General features: G+C 39.3%; 14 protein-coding genes. 11 read left to right on the plus strand and 3 right to left on the minus strand.

The annotated features are described in order from the left end of the window. Positions 1-8 precede the first annotated feature (8 nt). The gene (locus OA84_RS06570; RefSeq protein ID WP_039343996.1) at positions 9-1,370 is read right to left on the minus strand and encodes an aldehyde dehydrogenase; all 1,362 of its coding nucleotides are present in this window, start codon (positions 1,368-1,370) and stop codon (positions 9-11) included. A gap of 56 nt (positions 1,371-1,426) precedes the next feature. Here OA84_RS06570 and OA84_RS06575 point away from each other — a divergent pair, with 56 nt between their 5' ends. The 7 genes from OA84_RS06575 (at position 1,427) to purF (ending at position 11,222) form a co-directional block, all read left to right on the plus strand. Further along, positions 1,427-2,233: an SDR family oxidoreductase gene (locus OA84_RS06575; protein WP_039343998.1), complete on the plus strand. Its 807-nt coding sequence runs from the start codon at positions 1,427-1,429 to the stop codon at positions 2,231-2,233. A gap of 56 nt (positions 2,234-2,289) precedes the next feature. Beyond that, positions 2,290-3,717 (plus strand): adenylosuccinate lyase, encoded by a 1,428-nt coding sequence (gene purB / locus OA84_RS06580; protein ID WP_039344000.1) that lies wholly within the window; start codon positions 2,290-2,292, stop codon positions 3,715-3,717. Positions 3,718-3,825: 108 nt separating this feature from the next. Beyond that, positions 3,826-7,515 carry a phosphoribosylformylglycinamidine synthase gene (locus OA84_RS06585; RefSeq protein WP_039344001.1) on the plus strand — a complete coding sequence of 1,230 codons (3,690 nt, stop codon included), beginning with the start codon at positions 3,826-3,828 and terminating at the stop codon, positions 7,513-7,515. Between the two features lie 139 nt (positions 7,516-7,654). Further along, entirely contained in the window at positions 7,655-8,260 is a 606-nt protein-coding gene (locus OA84_RS06590; protein WP_039344003.1) for a SatD family protein, read from the plus strand. Beyond that, positions 8,261-8,962 (plus strand): DUF3307 domain-containing protein, encoded by a 702-nt coding sequence (locus tag OA84_RS06595; protein ID WP_039344005.1) that lies wholly within the window; start codon positions 8,261-8,263, stop codon positions 8,960-8,962. It abuts the gene before it with no gap. A 28-nt stretch (positions 8,963-8,990) separates the two neighbouring features. After that, complete coding sequence (purC, locus tag OA84_RS06600) at positions 8,991-9,710, plus strand: phosphoribosylaminoimidazolesuccinocarboxamide synthase (protein WP_039344007.1); 720 nt, start codon at positions 8,991-8,993, stop codon at positions 9,708-9,710. 21 nt (positions 9,711-9,731) lie between these two features. Further along, entirely contained in the window at positions 9,732-11,222 is a 1,491-nt protein-coding gene (gene purF / locus OA84_RS06605; protein WP_039344009.1) for an amidophosphoribosyltransferase, read from the plus strand. 61 nt (positions 11,223-11,283) lie between these two features. Here purF and OA84_RS06610 read toward each other — a convergent pair whose 3' ends face one another. After that, a complete protein-coding gene (locus OA84_RS06610) occupies positions 11,284-11,907 on the minus strand; it encodes a porin family protein (RefSeq protein WP_039344011.1) in 624 nt (207 codons plus the stop codon). A 297-nt stretch (positions 11,908-12,204) separates the two neighbouring features. Continuing rightward, the gene (aroB, locus tag OA84_RS06615; RefSeq protein WP_039344013.1) at positions 12,205-13,245 is read right to left on the minus strand and encodes a 3-dehydroquinate synthase; all 1,041 of its coding nucleotides are present in this window, start codon (positions 13,243-13,245) and stop codon (positions 12,205-12,207) included. A gap of 87 nt (positions 13,246-13,332) precedes the next feature. On the opposite strand from aroB, the gene OA84_RS06620 reads away from it, so the two are divergent. From OA84_RS06620 to OA84_RS06635, 4 genes are all read left to right on the plus strand, one after another. Continuing rightward, positions 13,333-14,499, plus strand: a complete 1,167-nt coding sequence (locus OA84_RS06620; protein ID WP_039344014.1) for a proline dehydrogenase family protein — start codon at positions 13,333-13,335, stop codon at positions 14,497-14,499. Positions 14,500-14,638: 139 nt separating this feature from the next. Further along, positions 14,639-17,086 (plus strand): replication restart helicase PriA, encoded by a 2,448-nt coding sequence (gene priA / locus OA84_RS06625; RefSeq protein WP_039344016.1) that lies wholly within the window; start codon positions 14,639-14,641, stop codon positions 17,084-17,086. Positions 17,087-17,232: 146 nt separating this feature from the next. Further along, positions 17,233-18,678 carry a D-alanyl-D-alanine carboxypeptidase/D-alanyl-D-alanine endopeptidase gene (gene dacB / locus OA84_RS06630; RefSeq protein ID WP_039344018.1) on the plus strand — a complete coding sequence of 482 codons (1,446 nt, stop codon included), beginning with the start codon at positions 17,233-17,235 and terminating at the stop codon, positions 18,676-18,678. A 73-nt stretch (positions 18,679-18,751) separates the two neighbouring features. Continuing rightward, positions 18,752-20,680, plus strand: a complete 1,929-nt coding sequence (locus OA84_RS06635) for a M1 family aminopeptidase (RefSeq protein WP_039344019.1) — start codon at positions 18,752-18,754, stop codon at positions 20,678-20,680. Positions 20,681-20,700 lie beyond the last annotated feature (20 nt).

Here is a 20,700-nt window from a genome sequence, read left to right on the forward strand (position 1 = left end):
GGATTTTTTTATAACAATTTTTTAATCCACTCCAGTTTTTTCTCGCTATACGGCGGATATTTCAGGTCTGGTTCTCCCCATGTTGCACGCGACAAAACTGCTTTTTTATGTGAAAAGGCGTCGAAACCATATTTGCCGTGATAATTTCCCATTCCGGAATTTCCTACGCCGCCAAACGGCAAATGGTCGTTGCTTAAATGCATCACCACATCATTAATACAGCCGCCTCCAAAAGAAATTTTGGAAACAAACTGCTCTTTTTCCTCGGATTTATCCGTAAACAGATAAGCTGAAAGTGGTTTTTCATAAGCAGCAATTTGGCTTAAAGCATCATTAAAATTTTTAAAGGTCAGCACCGGAAGAATCGGTCCGAAAATTTCTTCCTGCATTACCGCGTCGTTCCAGGTAACGTCAGCTAAAATTGTCGGCTCAATGAACCTTTTTTCTGCATTTGAATTTCCCCCGATATAAACTTTTTCGTGATCAATTAATTGAAGCAGACGCTCGAAATTTCTATCATTAATTATTTGCGTATAATGCTCAGAATCTGGCTGATAATTGTATTTCTGAATGTAAGATTTTAAAGAATCCAAAAAGCTAACTTTCACTTTTTCATCAACCAGAATATAATCCGGCGCCACGCATGTTTGTCCGGCATTCAGGAACTTGCCCCAGACAATTCTTTTTGCTGCGACTTCGAAATCGGCAGAAGACGTTACAATTGCGGGACTTTTTCCACCTAATTCTAGCGTTACCGGTGTTAAATGCTTCGCCGCAGCTTCGTAAACGATCTGACCAACACGCGGACTGCCGGTAAAAAATATTTTATCGAATTTCAGTTTCAAAATTTCAGTAGTTTCCGCTACACCGCCTTCAGCAACGAAGAGAAATTCTTGCGGAAAATTTTCATTGATGACTTTCGCCATCGCTTTCATGGTATTTTCCGCAATTTCACTTGGTTTCACGATACAGGTATTTCCTGCAGCAATCGCTGCCACGACAGGAGATAAAGAAAGCTGATACGGATAATTCCACGCACCGATTACCAGACAATTTCCGAGCGGTTCAGAATAAATTTTGCTTGAACCGAGCTGATTGGCGAGATTCGTTTTCGCATTGTCGGGCCGCATCAACGATTTTAGATTTCCCAGAAAATAATCAATGTCTTTTAAAACGAAAGAAATTTCGGTGGTTAAAGTGTCGAATTTCGACTTTCCGAAATCAGCGTAAATCGCTTCGTAAAGCAAATCATCATTTTTTACGAGCAAATCGCGCATTTTTTCCAGATTTCTCTTTCGGAATTTATAAGCCTTCGTTTGCTGACTGTTAAAAAATTCTTTCTGCGCAGCTAAAATATCTTGAAAATTCATTACTTTTAGTTTCTGTTTATAACAAATTTACCGTAAAAATTTTACATCGTCCGCAAATGGATTTTAAAAATAAAACTGTACTCATAACCGGAGCTTGCTCTGGAATCGGAAAAATTATGGCGAGAAAATCGCTTGAACGAGGCTGTAAAAAATTGGTAATTTGGGACATCAGCGAAGAAGGTTTAAGCAAAACCAAAGAGGAATTTGCTAAAATCGGTGGTGAAATTTTCACGTACCAAATAGATCTTTCAAATTTGGACAGCATTAAAATCCAGGCGCAGCGCGTTCGAAACGACGTTGGCGCCGTTGATGTTCTCATCAATAACGCGGGAATTGTGGTAGGAAAATATTTTCATGAACATACGCACGATCAGGTTCAGAAAAGCATGTCGGTTAACAGCAATGCTTTAATGCATACCACTTTGGAATTTTTACCCGGAATGATGGCTAATAATTCTGGTGCAATCTGCAATATTGCGTCATCCGCCGGTTTAATTTCAAACCCGAGAATGTCGGTTTACGCGGCATCAAAATGGGCAGTAATTGGCTGGGGCGATAGTTTGCGTCTGGAGATGAATCAGTTAAACAAAAATATTTCGGTAACCACCATCATGCCGTTTTTCATTAATACCGGAATGTTCGATGGTGTAAAATCGAAATTATTGCCGATTTTAGAACCTGAAAAAACCTCCGAAAAAATAATTTCCGCAATCGAAACAGAAACCAAAATGCTGGCGATGCCGCTTCCGTATTGGTTTATCCGTTTTTCGCAGGGGATTTTACCAATTCCGACTTTTGACTGGGTAATGGAAAACGTTTTCGGGATTTACGACACGATGAAGGGATTTACCGGGCGCAAATAAGTTTTAAGGCTCGGATTTTTTACTTAAATTTGTGCCAGTAAAAGTAAAAAGAAAGAATGAATTCCTACAAAAATCCTCTCGAGGAACGCTATTCAAGCGAGGAAATGCTCTATAATTTCTCTCCCAACAACAAATTTCGGAACTGGCGAAAACTTTGGATAGCTTTGGCTGAAATCGAAAAAGATTTAGGCCTCGACATTTCCGACGAGCAAATCATTCAACTTAAAGAAAACGCGGAAGAAATAAATTACGAAAAAGCCGCAGAATACGAGAAAAAATTTCGTCATGATGTGATGGCACACGTTCATACGTACGGCGACGCGGCACCTTTGGCAAAAGGAATTATTCACCTCGGCGCGACTTCCGCTTTTGTTGGAGATAATACGGATTTGATCCAGATTCGCGACGGACTTTTGTTACTTCGGAAACAAATGGTGAACGTGATGAAAAATCTTTCGGATTTTGCTCTTCAGTACAAGGATTTACCGACTTTAGGTTTTACACATTACCAGCCGGCGCAGCTTACGACCGTAGGAAAACGTGCAACTTTGTGGCTTCAATCACTACTTTTGGATTTCGAAGAACTTGAATTTTTCATCGAAACTTTAAGATTTCGAGGTGTGAAAGGAACTACCGGAACGGCGGCAAGTTTTTTAGAGCTTTTCGACGGAGATTATTCCAAAGTAAAACATCTGGATAAGGAACTTTCAAAGCGTTTTGGTTTTGACAAAGTTTTCGGTGTTTCCGGCCAAACTTACGACCGAAAAATTGATGCGAAAGTGGTAGCGTTGCTGTCGAATATAGCACAGTCCGCCCATAAATTTACCAATGATTTACGGCTTTTACAGAATTTAAAAGAAATTGAAGAGCCTTTCGAGAAAAACCAAATCGGTTCTTCGGCGATGGCTTATAAAAGAAATCCAATGCGATCTGAACGGATTGGTGCTTTGGCAAAATTCGTGATGTCTTTATCTACAAGTTCGGCTATGGTTGCTTCTACACAATGGTTTGAAAGAACTTTGGACGACTCAGCCAACAAGAGATTAACCATTCCACAAGCATTTCTCGCGGTGGACGCGATTCTGATGATTTGGAACAATATTATGAACGGAATTGTGGTGTATGAAAACCGCATCAAGAAGCATATTATGGAAGAACTTCCGTTTATGGCGACGGAATATATCATTATGGAAGAAGTGAAAGCCGGCGGCGACCGTCAGGAAATTCACGAAACCATCCGCGTTCATTCGATGGAAGCTTCGAAAAAAGTGAAGGAGGAAGGCAAAGAAAATGATTTGCTGGAAAGAATTTTAAATGACCATTCGCTGAAACTGGACAAATCCAAATTAATGGAAGTCCTCGATCCGAAAATGTTCATCGGTTTTGCGCCAATTCAAACTGAAGAATTTATTGAAAATGAAGTCACGCCGATCCTGAAGAAGTACGCCGACCTTATCGGGCTAAAGGCCGACCTTAAAGTTTAAAAAATATGCAGTCTTTTGGCTGCTTTTTTTTTATAATTTTATTGAAAAATTTGCCCAAAAAGCGCCCAAAAAATTAGTAAAGACAAATTCCTGTTATAAAAAGTAAAAATGAAAAAAAGAATCTTCGTAGAAAAAAAAGGAATTTTCGATGTTGAAAGTCCTTTGATTTTTAATGAAATAAAAAATATTATTCCCACGATTGAAAATGTAAAAATTTATAATATTTACGATGTTTTCGGAGTGAATGAGGAGGAATTTTCGAAAGTTATTACGAACACTTTTGTAGATCCGGTGACCGATATTCTGCACGACGAAAATCCGGCAAAAAATGCCTTTTTTGCCACGGAATTTTTACCCGGACAATATGATCAGCGCGCCGATTCCGCGCAGCAGTGCATTGCACTACTGACTGGAAATGAGAACGGTAAAGTACGAAGTGGCAAACTCTTCGAACTTTTTGGTGTTTCTAGTTCAGAGGTTGAAAAAATCAAAGATCATTTGATTAATAAAGTTGAATCCCAGCTTAAAGATTTATCGAAACTGGAAATTCCAAAGGAAGAAACGCCGGATCCGGTTTTGGTTCACGAAGGATTCATCGATTTTTCTGCCGCGGAATTGGCAAATTTTTACCAAAATCATGGTTTTGCTTTAGGTATTGATGATTTAGAATTTATCCAGAATTATTTCAAATCAGAAAGCAGAAATCCGACTGAAACGGAACTAAAAGTTCTCGATACGTATTGGAGCGACCATTGCCGACACACCACTTTTGAAACTGAATTGACAGATATTCAGTTTAATGGTGAGTTTAAATCGACTTTAGAGAATATTTTTAATGACTATTTAGAGAAAAGAAAATTTTTAGGTCGGGAAGCAAAACCAATTTCTTTAATGGATTTAGCTACTGTTTGCGCCAGATATTTTCATAAAATGGGAAAACTGGAAAATTTGGTCATTTCGCAGGAAATAAATGCGTGTACCATTGAAATTGAAGCAGAATTCGACGGAAAAAAAGAACCGTGGTATCTGCTCTTTAAAAATGAAACCCACAATCACCCCACAGAAATTGAACCTTTCGGCGGTGCATCCACGTGTTTGGGCGGCGCCATCCGCGATCCGTTGTCCGGCCGTGCCTTCGTTTATCAAGCGATGCGTCTTTCCGGCGCAGCTGATGTTTTGGAACCGATTTCTGAAACTTTACCCGGAAAACTTCCGCAAAGAACAATCACGAAACAGGCCGCAAACGGCTATTCTTCCTACGGAAATCAGATTGGTTTAGCCACAACTTTGGTGAATGAAATTTACCACGACGGCTATAAAGCAAAAAGAATGGAAGTTGGTTTTGTCGTGGGTGCGGTGAAAAAAGACTGGGTGAAAAGAGAAGAACCAAAATGCGGTGATCTTGTAATTTTGCTTGGTGGTGCAACCGGAAGAGACGGCGTGGGCGGCGCGAGCGGAAGTTCTAAAGTTCAGGACGAAACGTCGATTCACACCTTGTCAACCGAAGTTCAGAAAGGAAATGCGGTTGAAGAAAGAAAAATTCAAAGACTTTTTCGAAATCCGGAAGTAACCAGATTAATTAAAAAATCGAATGATTTTGGTGCAGGCGGTGTGTCCGTGGCAATTGGTGAAATTGCTGATTCACTGGAAATTAACCTTGATATTCTGCCTTTAAAATATGAAGGTTTAAACGGAACTGAACTCGCTATTTCGGAATCTCAGGAGCGAATGGCGGTCGTCATTGAAGCTGCCGACAAAGAAAAGTTCATCAGTTTTTGTGAAAAAGAAAATATTAAAGCAGTTGAAGTTGCAAAAGTAACCGATTCTGGCAGGATGCAGATGTTTTGGCAAAACCAAAAAATTGTCGATTTAAGCAGGAAATTTTTAGATACCAACGGCTGCGCGAAAAGACAGCATGCTGAAGTTTGGCATTTGAAACCGGTTGAAAATAAAAATTTAGCCTTTAATGAGGCAAATTTCTTTAAATTACTTTCAGCTAAAAATGTGGCTTCGCAAAAAGGTTTGGCGGAAATGTTCGATGCTTCTGTGGGCGGAACAACCGTTGCGATGCCGTTTGGTGGAAAGCATCAGCTGACCGAAATGGAAGGAAGCGTGCAAACTTTGCCGGTTTTAAATGCGAAAAACGTAGAAACCGTGTCGCTGGCAAGCTGGGGTTTTGATGCTGATATTTCCGAGCAAAATTCTTTGGTTGGCGCTGCAAATGCCGTGGTAGAAAGCGTTGCCAAAATTGTGGCCATGGGCGGCGATTATAAAAATATTAGATTAAGCTTTCAGGAATATTTCGAAAAACTCGGAAATAACCCGGAAAAATGGGGAAAGCCACTGGCATCTTTGCTTGGAGCTTATGATGCGCAGATGAATTTTGAACTGGCTGCAATCGGTGGAAAAGATTCGATGAGTGGAAGTTTTCATGATATTCACGTGCCGCCAACTTTGATTTCATTTGCGTGTGCAAATGGTGAAAAGAAAAATATCATTTCACCAGAGTTCAAAAAAACGGGTAATAAACTGTATTTATTTCAGCATATTCCGCAGGAAAATGGATTGCCGAATTATCGGGATTTGAAACAGATTTTCGATTTTATTTTTGAAAATATTAAGTCGAAAAAGATCGTTTCGGTAAAGACGGTTAATGAAGGTGGAGTTGCAGTTGCTTTAGCAAAAATGAGTTTTGGAAATCATTTGGGAGCAGAAATTAACGTTTCGGAAGATGTACTTTTAACGAAAAATATTGGCAGTTTAATCGTTGAAAGTTCTGATGATTTAGTAAGTAATTTACTTCAAGCTATTGGTGAAGTTTCAAATTCAGAAACTTTGAAAATCAATAGTTTAGATTTCAATATCGAAAAATTACTTGAAGTATGGATGGGAACTTTCGAAGAGCTTTTCCCAACTACGGAAAAAACAAAAGTTGTGGTTGAAATTGATTTAAAACTGAATTCAGTTCAGCCAAGAACAATTCATATTTTGGAACACAATTTAGCTGCACCGAAAGTTTTTGCACCTATTTTTCCGGGAACAAATTGTGAAAATGAAACGCAAAATGCTTTCAGAAAAGAAGGTGCCGAAGTGTCATCGTTGCCGCTCATTAATCTTAATCATCAGCTTTTAAATGAAAGTTTGGACGCCTGGATTTCGGAAATTAATCAAGCACAAATTTTGGTTTTGTCGGGCGGTTTTTCGGCGGGTGATGAGCCGGACGGTTCGGCGAAATTCATTGTGAATGTTTTGAAAAACGAGAAAATGAGAAATGCCGTTCATCAATTATTGGAACGCGACGGAATGATTCTCGGGATTTGTAATGGTTTTCAGGCTTTGGTGAAATCCGGTTTGCTGCCGTATGGTGAAATTCGGGATTTAAATGCAGACTCGCCAACATTAGCACACAATGCAATCGGCCGTCATATTTCGCAAATGGTGGATGTGAAAGTAGCTAATGACGATTCACCGTGGTTGAAAGGCATGAAAGATCAGGTTTTTACCATTCCGATTTCGCATGGTGAAGGCCGTTTTATGGCATCTGAAGCGGTGATTAGGGAACTATATGAAAATGGGCAGATTGCCACACAATATATTGATGATGCTGGAAATATTGCGCACGGGATGCCGTTTAACCCGAATAATTCTTTGTTTGGAATTGAAGGAATTACCTCAAAATCGGGCAAAATATTTGGGAGAATGGGACATCCGGAACGTTTTGCCGAAGGTTTAATGAAAAATATTCCGACTGCCAATTACCATAATATCTTTAAAAATGGGGTGGAATATTTTAAATAGTATTTTTTATAAGTATTTTTGCTTATAATTACAATTTATTAGTAATTTAGCTTATATTTTAAAAGCTCATCCAGTTAAAAATTATTAGGTAAAAACCTTATATTTTCAGTTTATTAGGAGAATTGCTTATATTTGTCTTATGATTGCAATTATTACCGGTGACATCATTAATTCCCAAATGTCCGATTCGGAACTTTGGCTGCCCAAACTGAAAGATTTGATGGCAAGCTGGTCCGAAAGCCCCGAAAATTGGGAAATTTACCGCGGCGATGAATTTCAGCTGAAATGCAGCGTGGACGAAGTTTTCCGCAAAGCACTATTGCTAAAATCACTCATCAAAACTTTTGAAAATCTGGATGTCCGCCTTGCAATCGGTATTGGAAATGAGGTTTTTCTTTCTGAAAAAATTACAGAATCCAACGGTTCTGCGTATGTAAATTCCGGAAGGTTGCTCACGGAAATAAAATCGCAGGGAAAAACACTCGCAATACAAACCGAAAACGACAAAGTTAACCGCGATCTGAATATTTTGTTCAAATGGGCGGCAATCGATTTTGACAACTGGACAGCCGCAACCGCAGAAATCATCCATCAACTTTTAGTGAATCCCGCGCTTACACAGGACGAACTCGCCAAAGCGCTGAATATTACACAATCGTCAGTAAGTCAGCGGCTTAAAAGGGCGAATTTTGATTTGTTACAGGAAACCGACCAGTTTTTCCGAAAGAAAATCGCCGAACTATAAATGATTTTTATTCCTCTCATAATGGCACATTTAATTGGAGATTTTATTCTCCAGCCCAATTCTTGGGTCGCCGATAAAGAGCGGAAAAAAGGGCAAAGCATTTACCTTTACCTTCACGTAATTTTACACGTTTTTCTCACCTATATTTTGCTCTGGGATAGGAATTTATGGTGGATTGCCCTGACTATCGGCGTTACGCATTATCTTATCGATTGGGCGAAACTGCAGTTTCAAAATCCAAAAACCAAAAGAACCTGGTTTTTTATCGATCAGGCCGCGCATATTTTTGTAATCGCGATATTATCCGTTACTTATTTTCCGTTTTTAAGGTGGGAAGACTTTATAAATTCCCGAAATTTGAGCTTAATAACGGCGATAATTTTTCTCACCGTACCTTCGTCGATATTTATCAAAAACATAATTTCCATATGGACGCCGGTAACGGTGGAGCACAGCAAATTACAGACGGAATCGCTGGTGAACGCCGGAAAATACATCGGAATTTTAGAAAGACTGCTCGTTTTTGTTTTTATTCTTGTGGATCATTGGGAAGGCGTCGGTTTTATGATCGCGGCGAAATCAGTCTTCAGATTCAGCGATTTGGCAGAAGCAAAACAGAGAAAACTCACCGAATATGTGCTGATTGGAACCTTGTTAAGTTTCGGAATAGCAATTTTAACGGGTATATGGGTTAAAATTTAAAAAAAATAAAATCTAATAAAAAGTAAAAATGACAAAAGGAGCAATGCTTTATGAAGGAAAGGCAAAGCAGGTTTTTGAAACAGATAATCCCAACGAGGTAATTGTCCGTTTTAAAGATGATGCAACCGCCTTTAATGCACAGAAAAAAGGAAATGTGGACCTTAAAGGTGAAATGAACAATGCCATAACGACATTGATTTTCGAATACCTCAACAAAAAAGGAATTCCTACTCATTTCATCCGGAAAATTGATGAAAGAGAACAGCTGGTGAAAAAAGTGCACATCATTCCTTTGGAAATGGTGGTGCGCAACTATTCTGCCGGAAGCATGGCGCAGCGTCTTGGAGTTGCAGAAGGTATCAAATCGCCGGTTACCATTTTTGATATCTGCTATAAAAAAGATGAGCTCGGCGATCCGCTGATTAATGATCACCACGCGGTTTTTCTAGGTGCTGCCACTTATGAAGAACTTGATGAAATGTATGAATTGACCTCTGATATCAATGATATTCTGATTGAACTTTTTGATGAAATGAATATTATTTTGGTCGATTTCAAGATTGAATTAGGGAAAGATTCCTCCGGCAAAATAATTTTAGCCGACGAAATTTCTCCCGATACTTGCAGACTTTGGGACAAGGACACCATGAAAAAACTGGATAAAGACCGTTTCAGACGCGATCTGGGTGAAGTTACCGAAGCATATGTGGAAATTTACGAACGATTAAAAAAGGTCTTAGTGAAATAAATTATTTCAGAGACACCAGAAATGAAAGATATACAACAGCACAGAGAAGATTATTTAAACCATTTTAAAGACGATGTCTACGAGCGGAATATCTTAAAAAAAGAAGATCCGTTCGATGCTCCGCAGGAGGAATGCGGAATTTTCGGGCTTTATTCCGATAATGATGTCGATACTTTTTCGCTTTCGCAGTTTGGGCTTTTCGCGCTGCAACACCGCGGTCAGGAAGCGTGCGGAATTTCTGTGATGAATCACGGCAAAATTTTCAATATTAAAGACGAAGGTTTGGTGCTCGATGTCTACAAAGACATCCGCCACCCCGAAACTTTTATGGGAAATTCTGCCATCGGGCACACCAGATATACGACCGCCGGCGACAAAAAGAAATATAATTTTCAGCCATTTTTCGCCAAAAACGAATATGATCAGATTATTCTTTCTATTGCGCACAACGGAAATCTCACCAATGCTTATGAGCTGAAAAAGGAACTGGAAGCTGAAGGTGTTGTTTTCAAAGCAACTTCCGATTCTGAAGTTATTTTAAGGTTAATCCAGAAAAACCTCGATTTAGGTTTACGTGCAGCAATTAAAACCACAATGGAAAAAATTGAAGGCGCTTATTCCGTTGTCGGTATGACACGGAATAAATTCTTTGCTTTCCGTGATTTTCACGGGATACGCCCGCTGGTTTTAGGTGCAATTGATGAGAAAACTTATGTTGTAGCTTCGGAATCTGTAGCTTTAGACGCGGTCGGAGCGCAGTATGTGAGAGATATTTTACCGGGCGAAATTGTTTACACCAACGAAAACGAAACCGGTCTGCACAGCTTTTTGGTGAAGGAAAACTGCGAAAAAAGAATCTGCGCTTTTGAATATATTTATTTTGCGCGACCCGATTCGGTAATGGAAGGTATTAATGTTCACGAAATCCGGGAAAAATCCGGAGCTAAAATTTGGGAACAGGCGCCTGTTGAGGCAGATATTGTCATCGGCGTACCGGATTCCGGTGTTCCTGCGGCAATCGGTTTTTCAATCGCATCGGGGATTCCATTCCGTCCGGTATTGATTAAAAACCGGTACATCGGCAGAAGCTTCATCGTTCCCACGCAGGAAATGCGCGAGCGGATTGTCAACCTGAAATTAAATCCAATTATCTCTGAAATAAAAGGCAAACGTGTAGTAATTATTGATGATTCCATCGTGCGCGGTACAACATCCAAACGTTTGGTGAAAATTCTGAAAGAAGCCGGTGTGAAAGAAATTCACTTCCGAAGTGTTTCGCCACCGATTATTGCACCATGTTATTTGGGAATTGATACGCCGTCGAAAGACGATTTGATTTCAGCCAACATGAGCGTGGAAGAATTGCGACAATATTTAGGCGTTGACACGCTGGAATTTTTAAGTATGGAAAATCTAAAAATCATTCTGGGAAGTTCCAACCACTGTTTCGGTTGCTTTACGGAAGTTTATCCGGTTCCGGCAGGCCCGGTTCCTGATTATACAGACGAATAAAATGCAAAAAGGTTGGAAATAATTTCCAACCTTTTCTTTGATATATATGGAGTGTTTTTTCTTAGAACTTGTAAGCCAAACCTACTTGGAATACGTTGTTTTTCACAGCGTCACCACTTGCTCTGTCTTTCATAATGTCTGTTAAACCTGCAACATATCTCGCAGTTAAACCAACTTGCGGAGTGAAATAATACCCGGCACCTAAACCAATACCTGCGTTAAATGAGTTGAAATTGTCTTTGTCTAACTCGCTTTTCACACTGTTTTGAGTTGTACCATTTTCAGTATTTTTTCTCTTATCTCGCGCGCTAACTAACAATCCGAATTCCGGACCAGCTTCTAGATAAAATGATGGAGTTGCGTTATATTGGAACATCACCGGCAATGCTACATAATCTAAATGTCTTGCATACTCTGTTCTGTATGTTGTGTTGTTCACATCAAATTCATTTAAAGTAACTTTAGATCCCAAGTTGTTATAAATTAACTCCGGCTGAATGCTGAAATTTTCTGCAATTGGCGCATTCATAAAAATACCTGCATTATAACCTATTTTTGATCCCTGGTCGCTTAAGTCAGCATCTTTTGATAAAGATGAAACGTTCATACCCGCTTTAATACCAAATTGTTGTGCAAATGTTAATGAACTAACTACTACTGCTGCACTTAAAAATAACTTTTTCATAATCTTAAATTTTCGAATTAAATTTTTGTTTTCGATAATAAACTTTTTAGTTATTAAATTTTAAAATTCTTAAAATTTTTCTCACTAAAAATATTCACTACCACTTCATTTTTTTAAATTGTTTTACGGCAGAGTATTGACAAACGCTGTGCCAAAAATTCGAAATTTCCTTGAAAATTAAACGTATGTTTAAAATAGTAGTTGTGTAATTACCTGATTGACAAGTACTTAAAGATGTAATTTTAACATTTCCAGCACGGGTAATTGATGTTGTCTAAATAAAAAATTTGCTGCTTTTTAACCCAAATTTTTATAAAAATTCAATGCTTGGAGAATATTTTCGGTCAAAACCGACACGTCAAAAGTAGATTTTCCGATCGAAGTTACTAATGAAAATTTAATGCTTCCAGCAGCATTTTTTTTGTCATTCTTCATTAAATCCACAATTTCGTTATCATTAAACTGCGCAATCGCAATAATTGGGAAAAACTTCAGAATTCCTGCTATAATTTCTTCGGTTTCTTCTGCAGATAAAAGGTTTTGAAGAAAAGAAAGCTGCGTTTCGCAAATCATTCCAAGCGCTACCGCTTCGCCGTGAAGAATTGGCGTAGTGTTTTTCAGGAAAAGACTTTCCAGCGCGTGACCAATGGTATGACCGAAATTTAAAGTCTTCCGGATATTTTCTTCGCGAAAATCTTCAAGGACAACGTTTTCCTTAATTTTCATCGAAGTTTCAATAAATGGATATATATTTTCTGGCAGCAATTCGGGCAAATTTTTCAATTCTTGCCAATGCTTTTTATCGGCGATCAAACCGTGTTTCAGCATTTCCGCAAAACCGCTGCACAATTGCGCAAAAGGTAAAGTTTTCAGAAAATCTGGATAGACAAAAATTTCTTCCGGCTCTGCAAAAGTTCCGATGATATTTTTTAAAAACTGATGGTCAATACCGGTTTTTCCGCCAATGGAGGCGTCGCACATTCCCAAAAGCGTTGTGGGGATGTTGATGAATTTAATTCCTCTCTTATATGTCGACGCCACAAAACCGCCCATGTCGGTAATCACTCCGCCGCCCAGGTTAATCATCAGCGCTTTGCGGTCGGTATTAAATTCCGTCAGGATTTCCCAAAGCTGCGCTGCCGTTTCCAGCGTTTTCATTTCTTCGCCGGCTTCGATTTCAATGATTTCAAAAGAAATTTCGGTTTCCAGATTTCCCAACAAAACGGGCAAACAAAATTCGTGTGTATTTTCATCCACCAAAATCAAAAGTTGGGTCGGATTTAACTGCTGAATAAAAGTATTAAGCTGCGTGAAATTTTTGTCTAAAACTGAAATCATTGACCTGAATTTTATCACAAAATTAAACTTTAATTTAGTTTAGCAATTCACCGAGTATTATTAAATTTGTTTCAATTAAAAATCAATATGAGCATTTTCGATAATACCCAAATTGCCTTTGCCGACAGAACCGACGCACAGCTGAAAAAAGCCTACTGGATGTTCAAAGCTATTGAACAGCCTGCTGTAACCAACATGGGAATCTCTGTGCTGAATTTTACCGTAAAAAACAACGTTCCTTTTGTGAACTCAATTGTGCGCAATACACTCTTTGAGCAGTTTTGCGGTGGTGAAACCCGCGAAGAAAGCATGAAGGTGGTAAAACAGATGTTCAAGCACCACGTGGGCAGTATTTTCGATTATGCGATTGAAGGAAAAGCCGAAGAAGCGGTTTTTGATCACACTTGCGAAGAAATTAAGGAAAATATCAAATTTGCCGAAGGAAATCCTGCTATTCCGTTTGTGGTTTTTAAGCCTACAGGTTTTGGCCGTATTGAAATTTATGAAGAAGTTGGTAAAAATGTAGAACTCACCACTTCTCAGAAAGAAGAGTGGGCCAGAGTGGTGAGAAGATACAACGAGGTTTGCCAAATGGCTTACGACCGCAATGTGGTTTTGATGATCGATGCTGAAGAAACCTGGATGCAGGATTCTACCGATCAGCTCGTAACCGATATGATGGAAAAATTCAACAAAGAAAAAGCCATCGTCTGGAACACACTGCAAATGTACCGTACTGGCAGACTGGAATATCTTGAAGAAGATTTGCGTAAAGCAAAAGAGAAAAATTACTTTTTAGGTTACAAGTTCGTGCGCGGTGCTTATATGGAAAAAGAGCGTGAGCGCGCGGCAGAAATGAATTATCCGGATCCAATTCAGCCCACAAAACAGGCGACAGACGATAATTACAACGCGTCCATCGAATTTGTTTTGAATAATTTAGATGTTGTTTCCGGCTTTTTTGGTACACACAACGAAAAATCCACCGAACTAGTGATGGACAAGATGAAAGCTGCCGGTTTGCCAAATGATCACCGACAGATTAATTTTGGCCAGCTTTACGGCATGAGCGACAATATCACCTATTACCTCGGCGCAGAAAAATATAATGTTTCCAAATATTTGCCTTATGGCCCGGTGAAAGATGTGGTGCCGTATTTAACCCGTCGTGCGCAGGAAAATACTTCGGTTGCAGGACAAACCGGACGTGAACTCGCGCTGATCGCAAAAGAATTAAAAAGACGGAAAAAATAGGAATTACAGTTTTTTCCAAAATGAAAAAAAAGCGGGTTTTAGCCCGTTTTTTTTGCTTTTAATTAATGAATTTTTGCCGTAAATAATTCTTAAATTTGTAATTCACCGAAGTTGAAGTTTCAAAATTCTTTACTGTCACTTGAAATTTGCCCAGATCATTTTACCGCTTAATCTGAAAGGAACTTTTACCTATAAAGTTCCCGATGAGCTTGTGGAGGTGGTACAGCCGGGAATGCGCGTGCTGGTTCCGTTCGGTGGCAAAAAAATCTACACGGGCATTATTCAGAAAATTCATGCGGACAGACCGGAAAATTTCGAACCGAAAGAGCTCATCAATATTCTGGATGAATCGGCGATTTTACCGCCTGAACAGCTGAAATTTTGGTCCTGGCTTTCGGAATATTATTTGTGCAATATCGGCGAAATTTACCGTTTTGCTTTTCCGGCTTCATTAAAACTTGAAAGCGAAACCTATTTAAAATTAAAGCCGAATACGGCCATAGATTTTCAGAATCTGGATGTAAACGAAATGTATCTCATTCAGGCGCTGGAAGTGCGTCAACTCATTAATCTCACCGAGATTGAAGCTTTTATCCCGAAGCGAGATATTGTAAAAACCATCAAATCGCTCATCGATCTGCAGTACATTGAAATTGATGAAAAAATTGCGGAGAAATATAAAGCAAAAGAAGTTTCGTTTGTAAAAATCAATACCGAAAAAGTTGCGATTGATGATTTGGCGCAGGTACTTTTAAAACTAAAAAAATCGCCCAAACAGCAGGAACTTTTCCTTATAATCCTCGAAAAGGAAACCGAAAATCCACAGCAAGCCATCCGGAAATCTGAGCTTTTTGAAGACGGAAATTACGCGCATGCGCAGCTGAAAGGTTTAATTGAAAAAGAGCTGGTCATCGAGTATGTTTTGCAAAAGGACCGATTGCAGGGTTTTGAAGGTGAAGTTGAAGATTTGGAAACGCTTTCTGAAACGCAGCTCAATGCAAAATCCGAAATAGACCAAGCTTTTGCGGAAGGTAAAAATGTACTGCTTCACGGCGTTACATCTTCCGGAAAAACGCATATTTATGCCGAAAAAATCGAAGAAACTGTCGCTGCTGGAAAAAATGCGCTTTTACTGCTGCCCGAAATTTCGCTGACCAAGCAAATCGTTCAGCGTCTGGAAAAAAAATACGGGCAAAAACTGGGCTTTTATCACCAAAAACTCACCGATTTCGAACGTGTAGAAGTCTGGCAAAAAATTAAAAACAACGAGATTTCGGTTCTCATCGGAACGCGAAGCGCGCTTTTTCTGCCTTTTCAGAATTTAGGCTTAATCGTTGTCGACGAAGAACACGATTCCGCTTATAAACCAAAAGAAGTTTCACCGTATTTTAATGCTAAAGATTCCGCGCAGATTGTAGCCGATTTTTATAACGCGAAAGTAATTTTAGGTTCCGCAACACCGTCAGTGGAAACGTATTACGCGGCGCAGAAAGGAATTTTAAAATATGTGCATTTAAAAGAGCGTTTTGGCGCGGTAAAAGTCCCAACTTTCGAGCTGATTAATTTTAAAGAAGCACAAGACTCCAAAAATACAGTCGGAAATTTCTCTTTTAAACTCATTGAAGAAATCCGTTCGCAGGTAGAGAATGAAAAGCAAACCATGATTCTCCATAACCGCCGCGGCTACGCGAATGTGGTGGAATGTGAATCTTGCGGTTACGTAAATTATTGCTCAAACTGCGATGTGGTGATGACTTACCATAAGTTTTCGAATGAGATGAAATGTCATTATTGCGGCCAGAAAGCTGCAAAACCTAGAACCTGTCCGAAATGCAATTCTGAAAAACTGAATGTCCGTGGCGTCGGTGTGGAACAAATTCATGAAGAAATTTCGAATATTTTTCCCGAAGCTGAAATCGATCGGATGGATGTTGATTCCATGCGCCGAAAGTTTGCCTACGAAAAACTTTACGAAAAATTAGAAACCGGCGAAACTGATATTTTGGTTGGGACGCAAATGATTTCTAAAGGTCTCGATTTCGATAATATTGAACTTGTGGCGATTCCAAAAGCAGATTCTATGCTTTATGTACAGGATTTCCGTGCTGAAGAACGCGCATATCAGCTTATTACGCAGGTTTCCGGCCGTGCGGGAAGATTGTCGGGCGAAGGAAAAGTGCTGATCCAGACTTTTAATCCCGAACATTCGGTTTTCCAGATGTTGCAGGAAAATGATTCAGCAAATCTGTTTGAACATTTGCTCACGGAACGCCGAAAATTTAATTATCCGCCTTTCGTAAAGCTGATTATGATTGAGCTGAAGCACCGCCGCGAAGACAAAGTGGACCGTGCTTCGCAGTTTTTAGGTTCGGTTTTGCGGAAATATTTGCCGGAAGAATGCATTCTTGGGCCGGAAAAAGCACCTATTGGAAAGCTTAATTTAATGTATCAGTACCAAATTCTTTTAAAATTACCGCGCGGTAAGAAATATGAGGAATTTAAAAATTTACTGTTAAAAAGTCTGGATGAATTTGCTGAAATTAAGGCTTATCACTCCATCAAAAAGCTGATATTTGTTGACTTTTAACAAATTTTAACAGAAAATCGGTTCTTTTACAATTCCTAATTCATTGTTAATCAACAATATTTTATATTTTTGAGCGTTCCTAAAATGACTTTTCAAAAGCTGCTTTTGACAAGTCATTAAAACTCGATAATCAAATAATTTTTTAAATGATTAACCTTAAAAAAACGCTGGTTTCATCCGCTCTCGCAATTTCTGCAATTGCTTTCGGACAGGGAACCTTTACTTCTTCCAATTATCCGCAATCTTACGACAACCTAAACGCCAATACTTCCGCTGAAAAACTTTTAACCGCAAAAGAACTCGTCGATATTAAAATAAATTCGATGATGAACGACCCGGTTTTAAGAAATGCTGACTGGGGTTTTGTCATCTTCGATCCGAAAACAAAAAAAATCGTAAGTTCTTACAACGAAAATGCTTCTTTAATTCCGGCTTCCACGACAAAATTGCTTACAACCGATACTGCGATGGGTTTGCTTGGTGAAAATTTCCGTTGGGTAACACAACTGGAGTACTCCGGTACTATCGATGAAGCAGGTGCTCTGGAAGGCAATCTTTACGTGGTTGGCAGTGGCGATCCGTCGCTTGGCACCAATAAAGCGGGTGCTTATTCTTACCGCGAGATCGTTGCCGATTTTATTGGGGCGATGTCTGCAAAAGGAATTAAAAAAGTCAACGGAAATATTATTATCCAGACGGCTTTATTTAAATTAAATAAAACCCAAAATCTCCCGGAAAATATCGTTTGGTTAGAAAACGGCAGCTATTATCTCCCGGTTGGTACCACGAAAGAAATAAATCCGCAAAATGAGCGGCTCATCGCAAAACAGGCAAATCCTTTTGCTGAAAATAAAAACTACTATTACATTTCACCATACATTGGTAAAATGGTGTACGCCGATAAGTTTGACGGTGGTTATTTAACCACAAAATTACCAGATGCACCTGCATATTTAGCAAATACTTTAAGAACTACAATGCTGAAAAGCGGCATTGGCATCAGCGGAAAAGTCGTTACAAAGATGGCTGATCCGGAACCGGAAAGCAGAAATCTCCTAACCTCATACCAGTCCCCAACTTTAGCTGAAATCGTGATGTACACCAATCAGCACAGCGATAACGCTTTGGCAGAAGCAACTTTGCGAATGGTCGGTTTCCAGAAATTTGGTGACCAAACTTTGGAAAGTGGTAGAAATGCCGTGATGACGCATTTAAAAAGTGTTCACTTCGATGTTGAAGGCTTGAATTATTACGATGGAAGCGGCCTTTCCCGCAGTAATGTGGTGACGCCGATTTCGCAGGTGAAATTTCTTACCAACCTGATGGGCGAGAAATACTACAGGTCGTATTTCGATTCTTTGCCGATTGCCGGACAAACCGGAACATTGAAAAAAATGTTTTATTCCGTGGGAAATGGGCAGATTTTTGCAAAAACTGGAACTTTAAATAAAGTGAAAACACTCGCTGGTTATATGAAAACTAATTCCGGTAAAACCTTGGTTTTCTCCTTATTGATTAACAATTACGCAGGTTCGGTGGACCAGGTGAAATCCAGAATGGAGCAAATTCTGGAACCGGCTTTAAGTCTGTAAATCAAAAAAATAAGTACAAAGACCTCCCAATTTTTATTGGGAGGTTTTTTTTATCTTTATATAAAATACAGCGATGAAAAAACTTTATTTATTAACAGTCATTTCCATTATTAATTTAAGTTTTGCGCAGACAGCAAATTCTGCTATAAAAGACCTAAGTAAAAAAGAAGGTGAACAGTATTCGAAAATGATTAATTATAATGTAAATCCAAATACATTAAATTATAATCTCACTTATCAGCGGCTGGAACTCGATTTGGATCCAGCCGTGCGTTATGTAAGCGGAACTGTCACCAGCCATTTTGTTCCGACCGAAAATATTTCCTCTATTTATTTCGATTTTTCCAATACGCTGACGGTTTCGGAAGTGAGATACCACGGCGTAAATCTGAAGTTTACGCAGCTGCCAACCAAAGAAATTAAAGTAGATTTTTTAGCTGCTATTTCGGCTAAAATTTCCGATTCTCTGTCGATAACGTATTCAGGTGTTCCGGATACTTCTGGAAGTGCCGGCGATGCTTTTACCGTTTCACTTCAAAGCGGAACTCCGGTACTGTACACACTTTCCGAACCGTACGGAGCGCAGGAATGGTTTCCGACGAAACAGAGCATGAATGACAAGATTGAAAAAGTTGACCTTAAGATCACAACGCCTAATCAATACAGCGTTGCGTCCAACGGAAAATTGTTTTCCGAAAAGCTTACTGGCGGCAAAAAACTCACCTTCTGGCAAACCAATTATCCGATTCCCGCTTACCTCATTGCGCTCGGAATTACCAATTATACCAAGTTCAATGACACAATGGGAAATCCGCCTTTTCCCTTTGTGAATTATGTTTATCCGTCCACAGCCGCGAATTCAACGACGATGAGCAATATCAACTGGACCAAAGACATGATGAACCTTTATGAAGAATATTTTGGCGCTTATCCGTACCGAAACGAAAAATACGGTCATATGCAGTTCGGCTGGGGCGGCGGCATGGAACACGCCACCATGTCTTCCATGGGATCTTTTCAAAAGTCACTCATCGCACATGAACTCGCACATCAGTGGTTTGGCGATAAAGTGACCTGCGGCCAGTGGAATGATATCTGGCTTAATGAAGGTTTTGCGACCTTCGGTGCACACCTCGCTAATGAAAAATTACTGATGACAAGCGACCAGTTCCGGAGTTTTCTGAGTTCAGAAATTAACTATATTACAAGCGCGCCGGGCGGAAGTGTTTACGTGCCGGAAAGCGACTTAGGAAATGTTAACCGGATTTTCGAGAGCCGTTTGAGTTATTCCAAAGGAGGTTTTGTGTTGCGGATGTTGAAATGGATTTTAGGTGAAGAAGTTTTCTATCAGGCACTGAAAGATTATCATAGTCAACCCAATTTGGCTTACCAGTACGCGGTTACCGAAGATTTTAAAAATTCATTATTAAAATCTACCGGCAAAGATTTCACCGGATTTTTCCAGGACTGGATTTACGGTGAAGGCTATCCTTCTTACCAAATTAAATGGAACCAAACTTCGGATAAAATACTTCGGTTTAAAGTAGGACAAACACAAAGTCATCCTTCAGTAGATTTCTTTGAATTGCCATTGCCAATAAAAATTACCGGCTCTTTGGGCGAAATTTTAGAAATTTCTTTGGATAATCAGTTTAATGATCAAACCTTCAGCATTCCGGTGAATTTTACAGTGGCATCAGTAGAGTTAAACCAAAGCAAACAAATTATTGAAGACAATTCCACGGTGGTGAAAGATGCTTCAATACTCGGAACTGTGGAGCCAAATAAAAAAGCTTTGGTTTTATATCCCAATCCAGTTCACCACACGCTTTCAATTTCCGGGTTGGAAAAAGTGGAAGATTTTCAGATTTACAGCCTTGATGGTAAACTTTTAAAAACCGGAAAAGTGTCAGCGGAGCAGTCCATCGATGTTTCAAAACTTCCGAAAGGTGGTTATGTTTTAAAAATCACCTCTAAAAGCTTTAAATTTATTAAAGATTAAATTCACCATGAATTCATAAT

It is taken from the genome of Kaistella solincola, assembly GCF_000812875.1.
GTDB lineage: Bacteria > Bacteroidota > Bacteroidia > Flavobacteriales > Weeksellaceae > Kaistella > Kaistella solincola.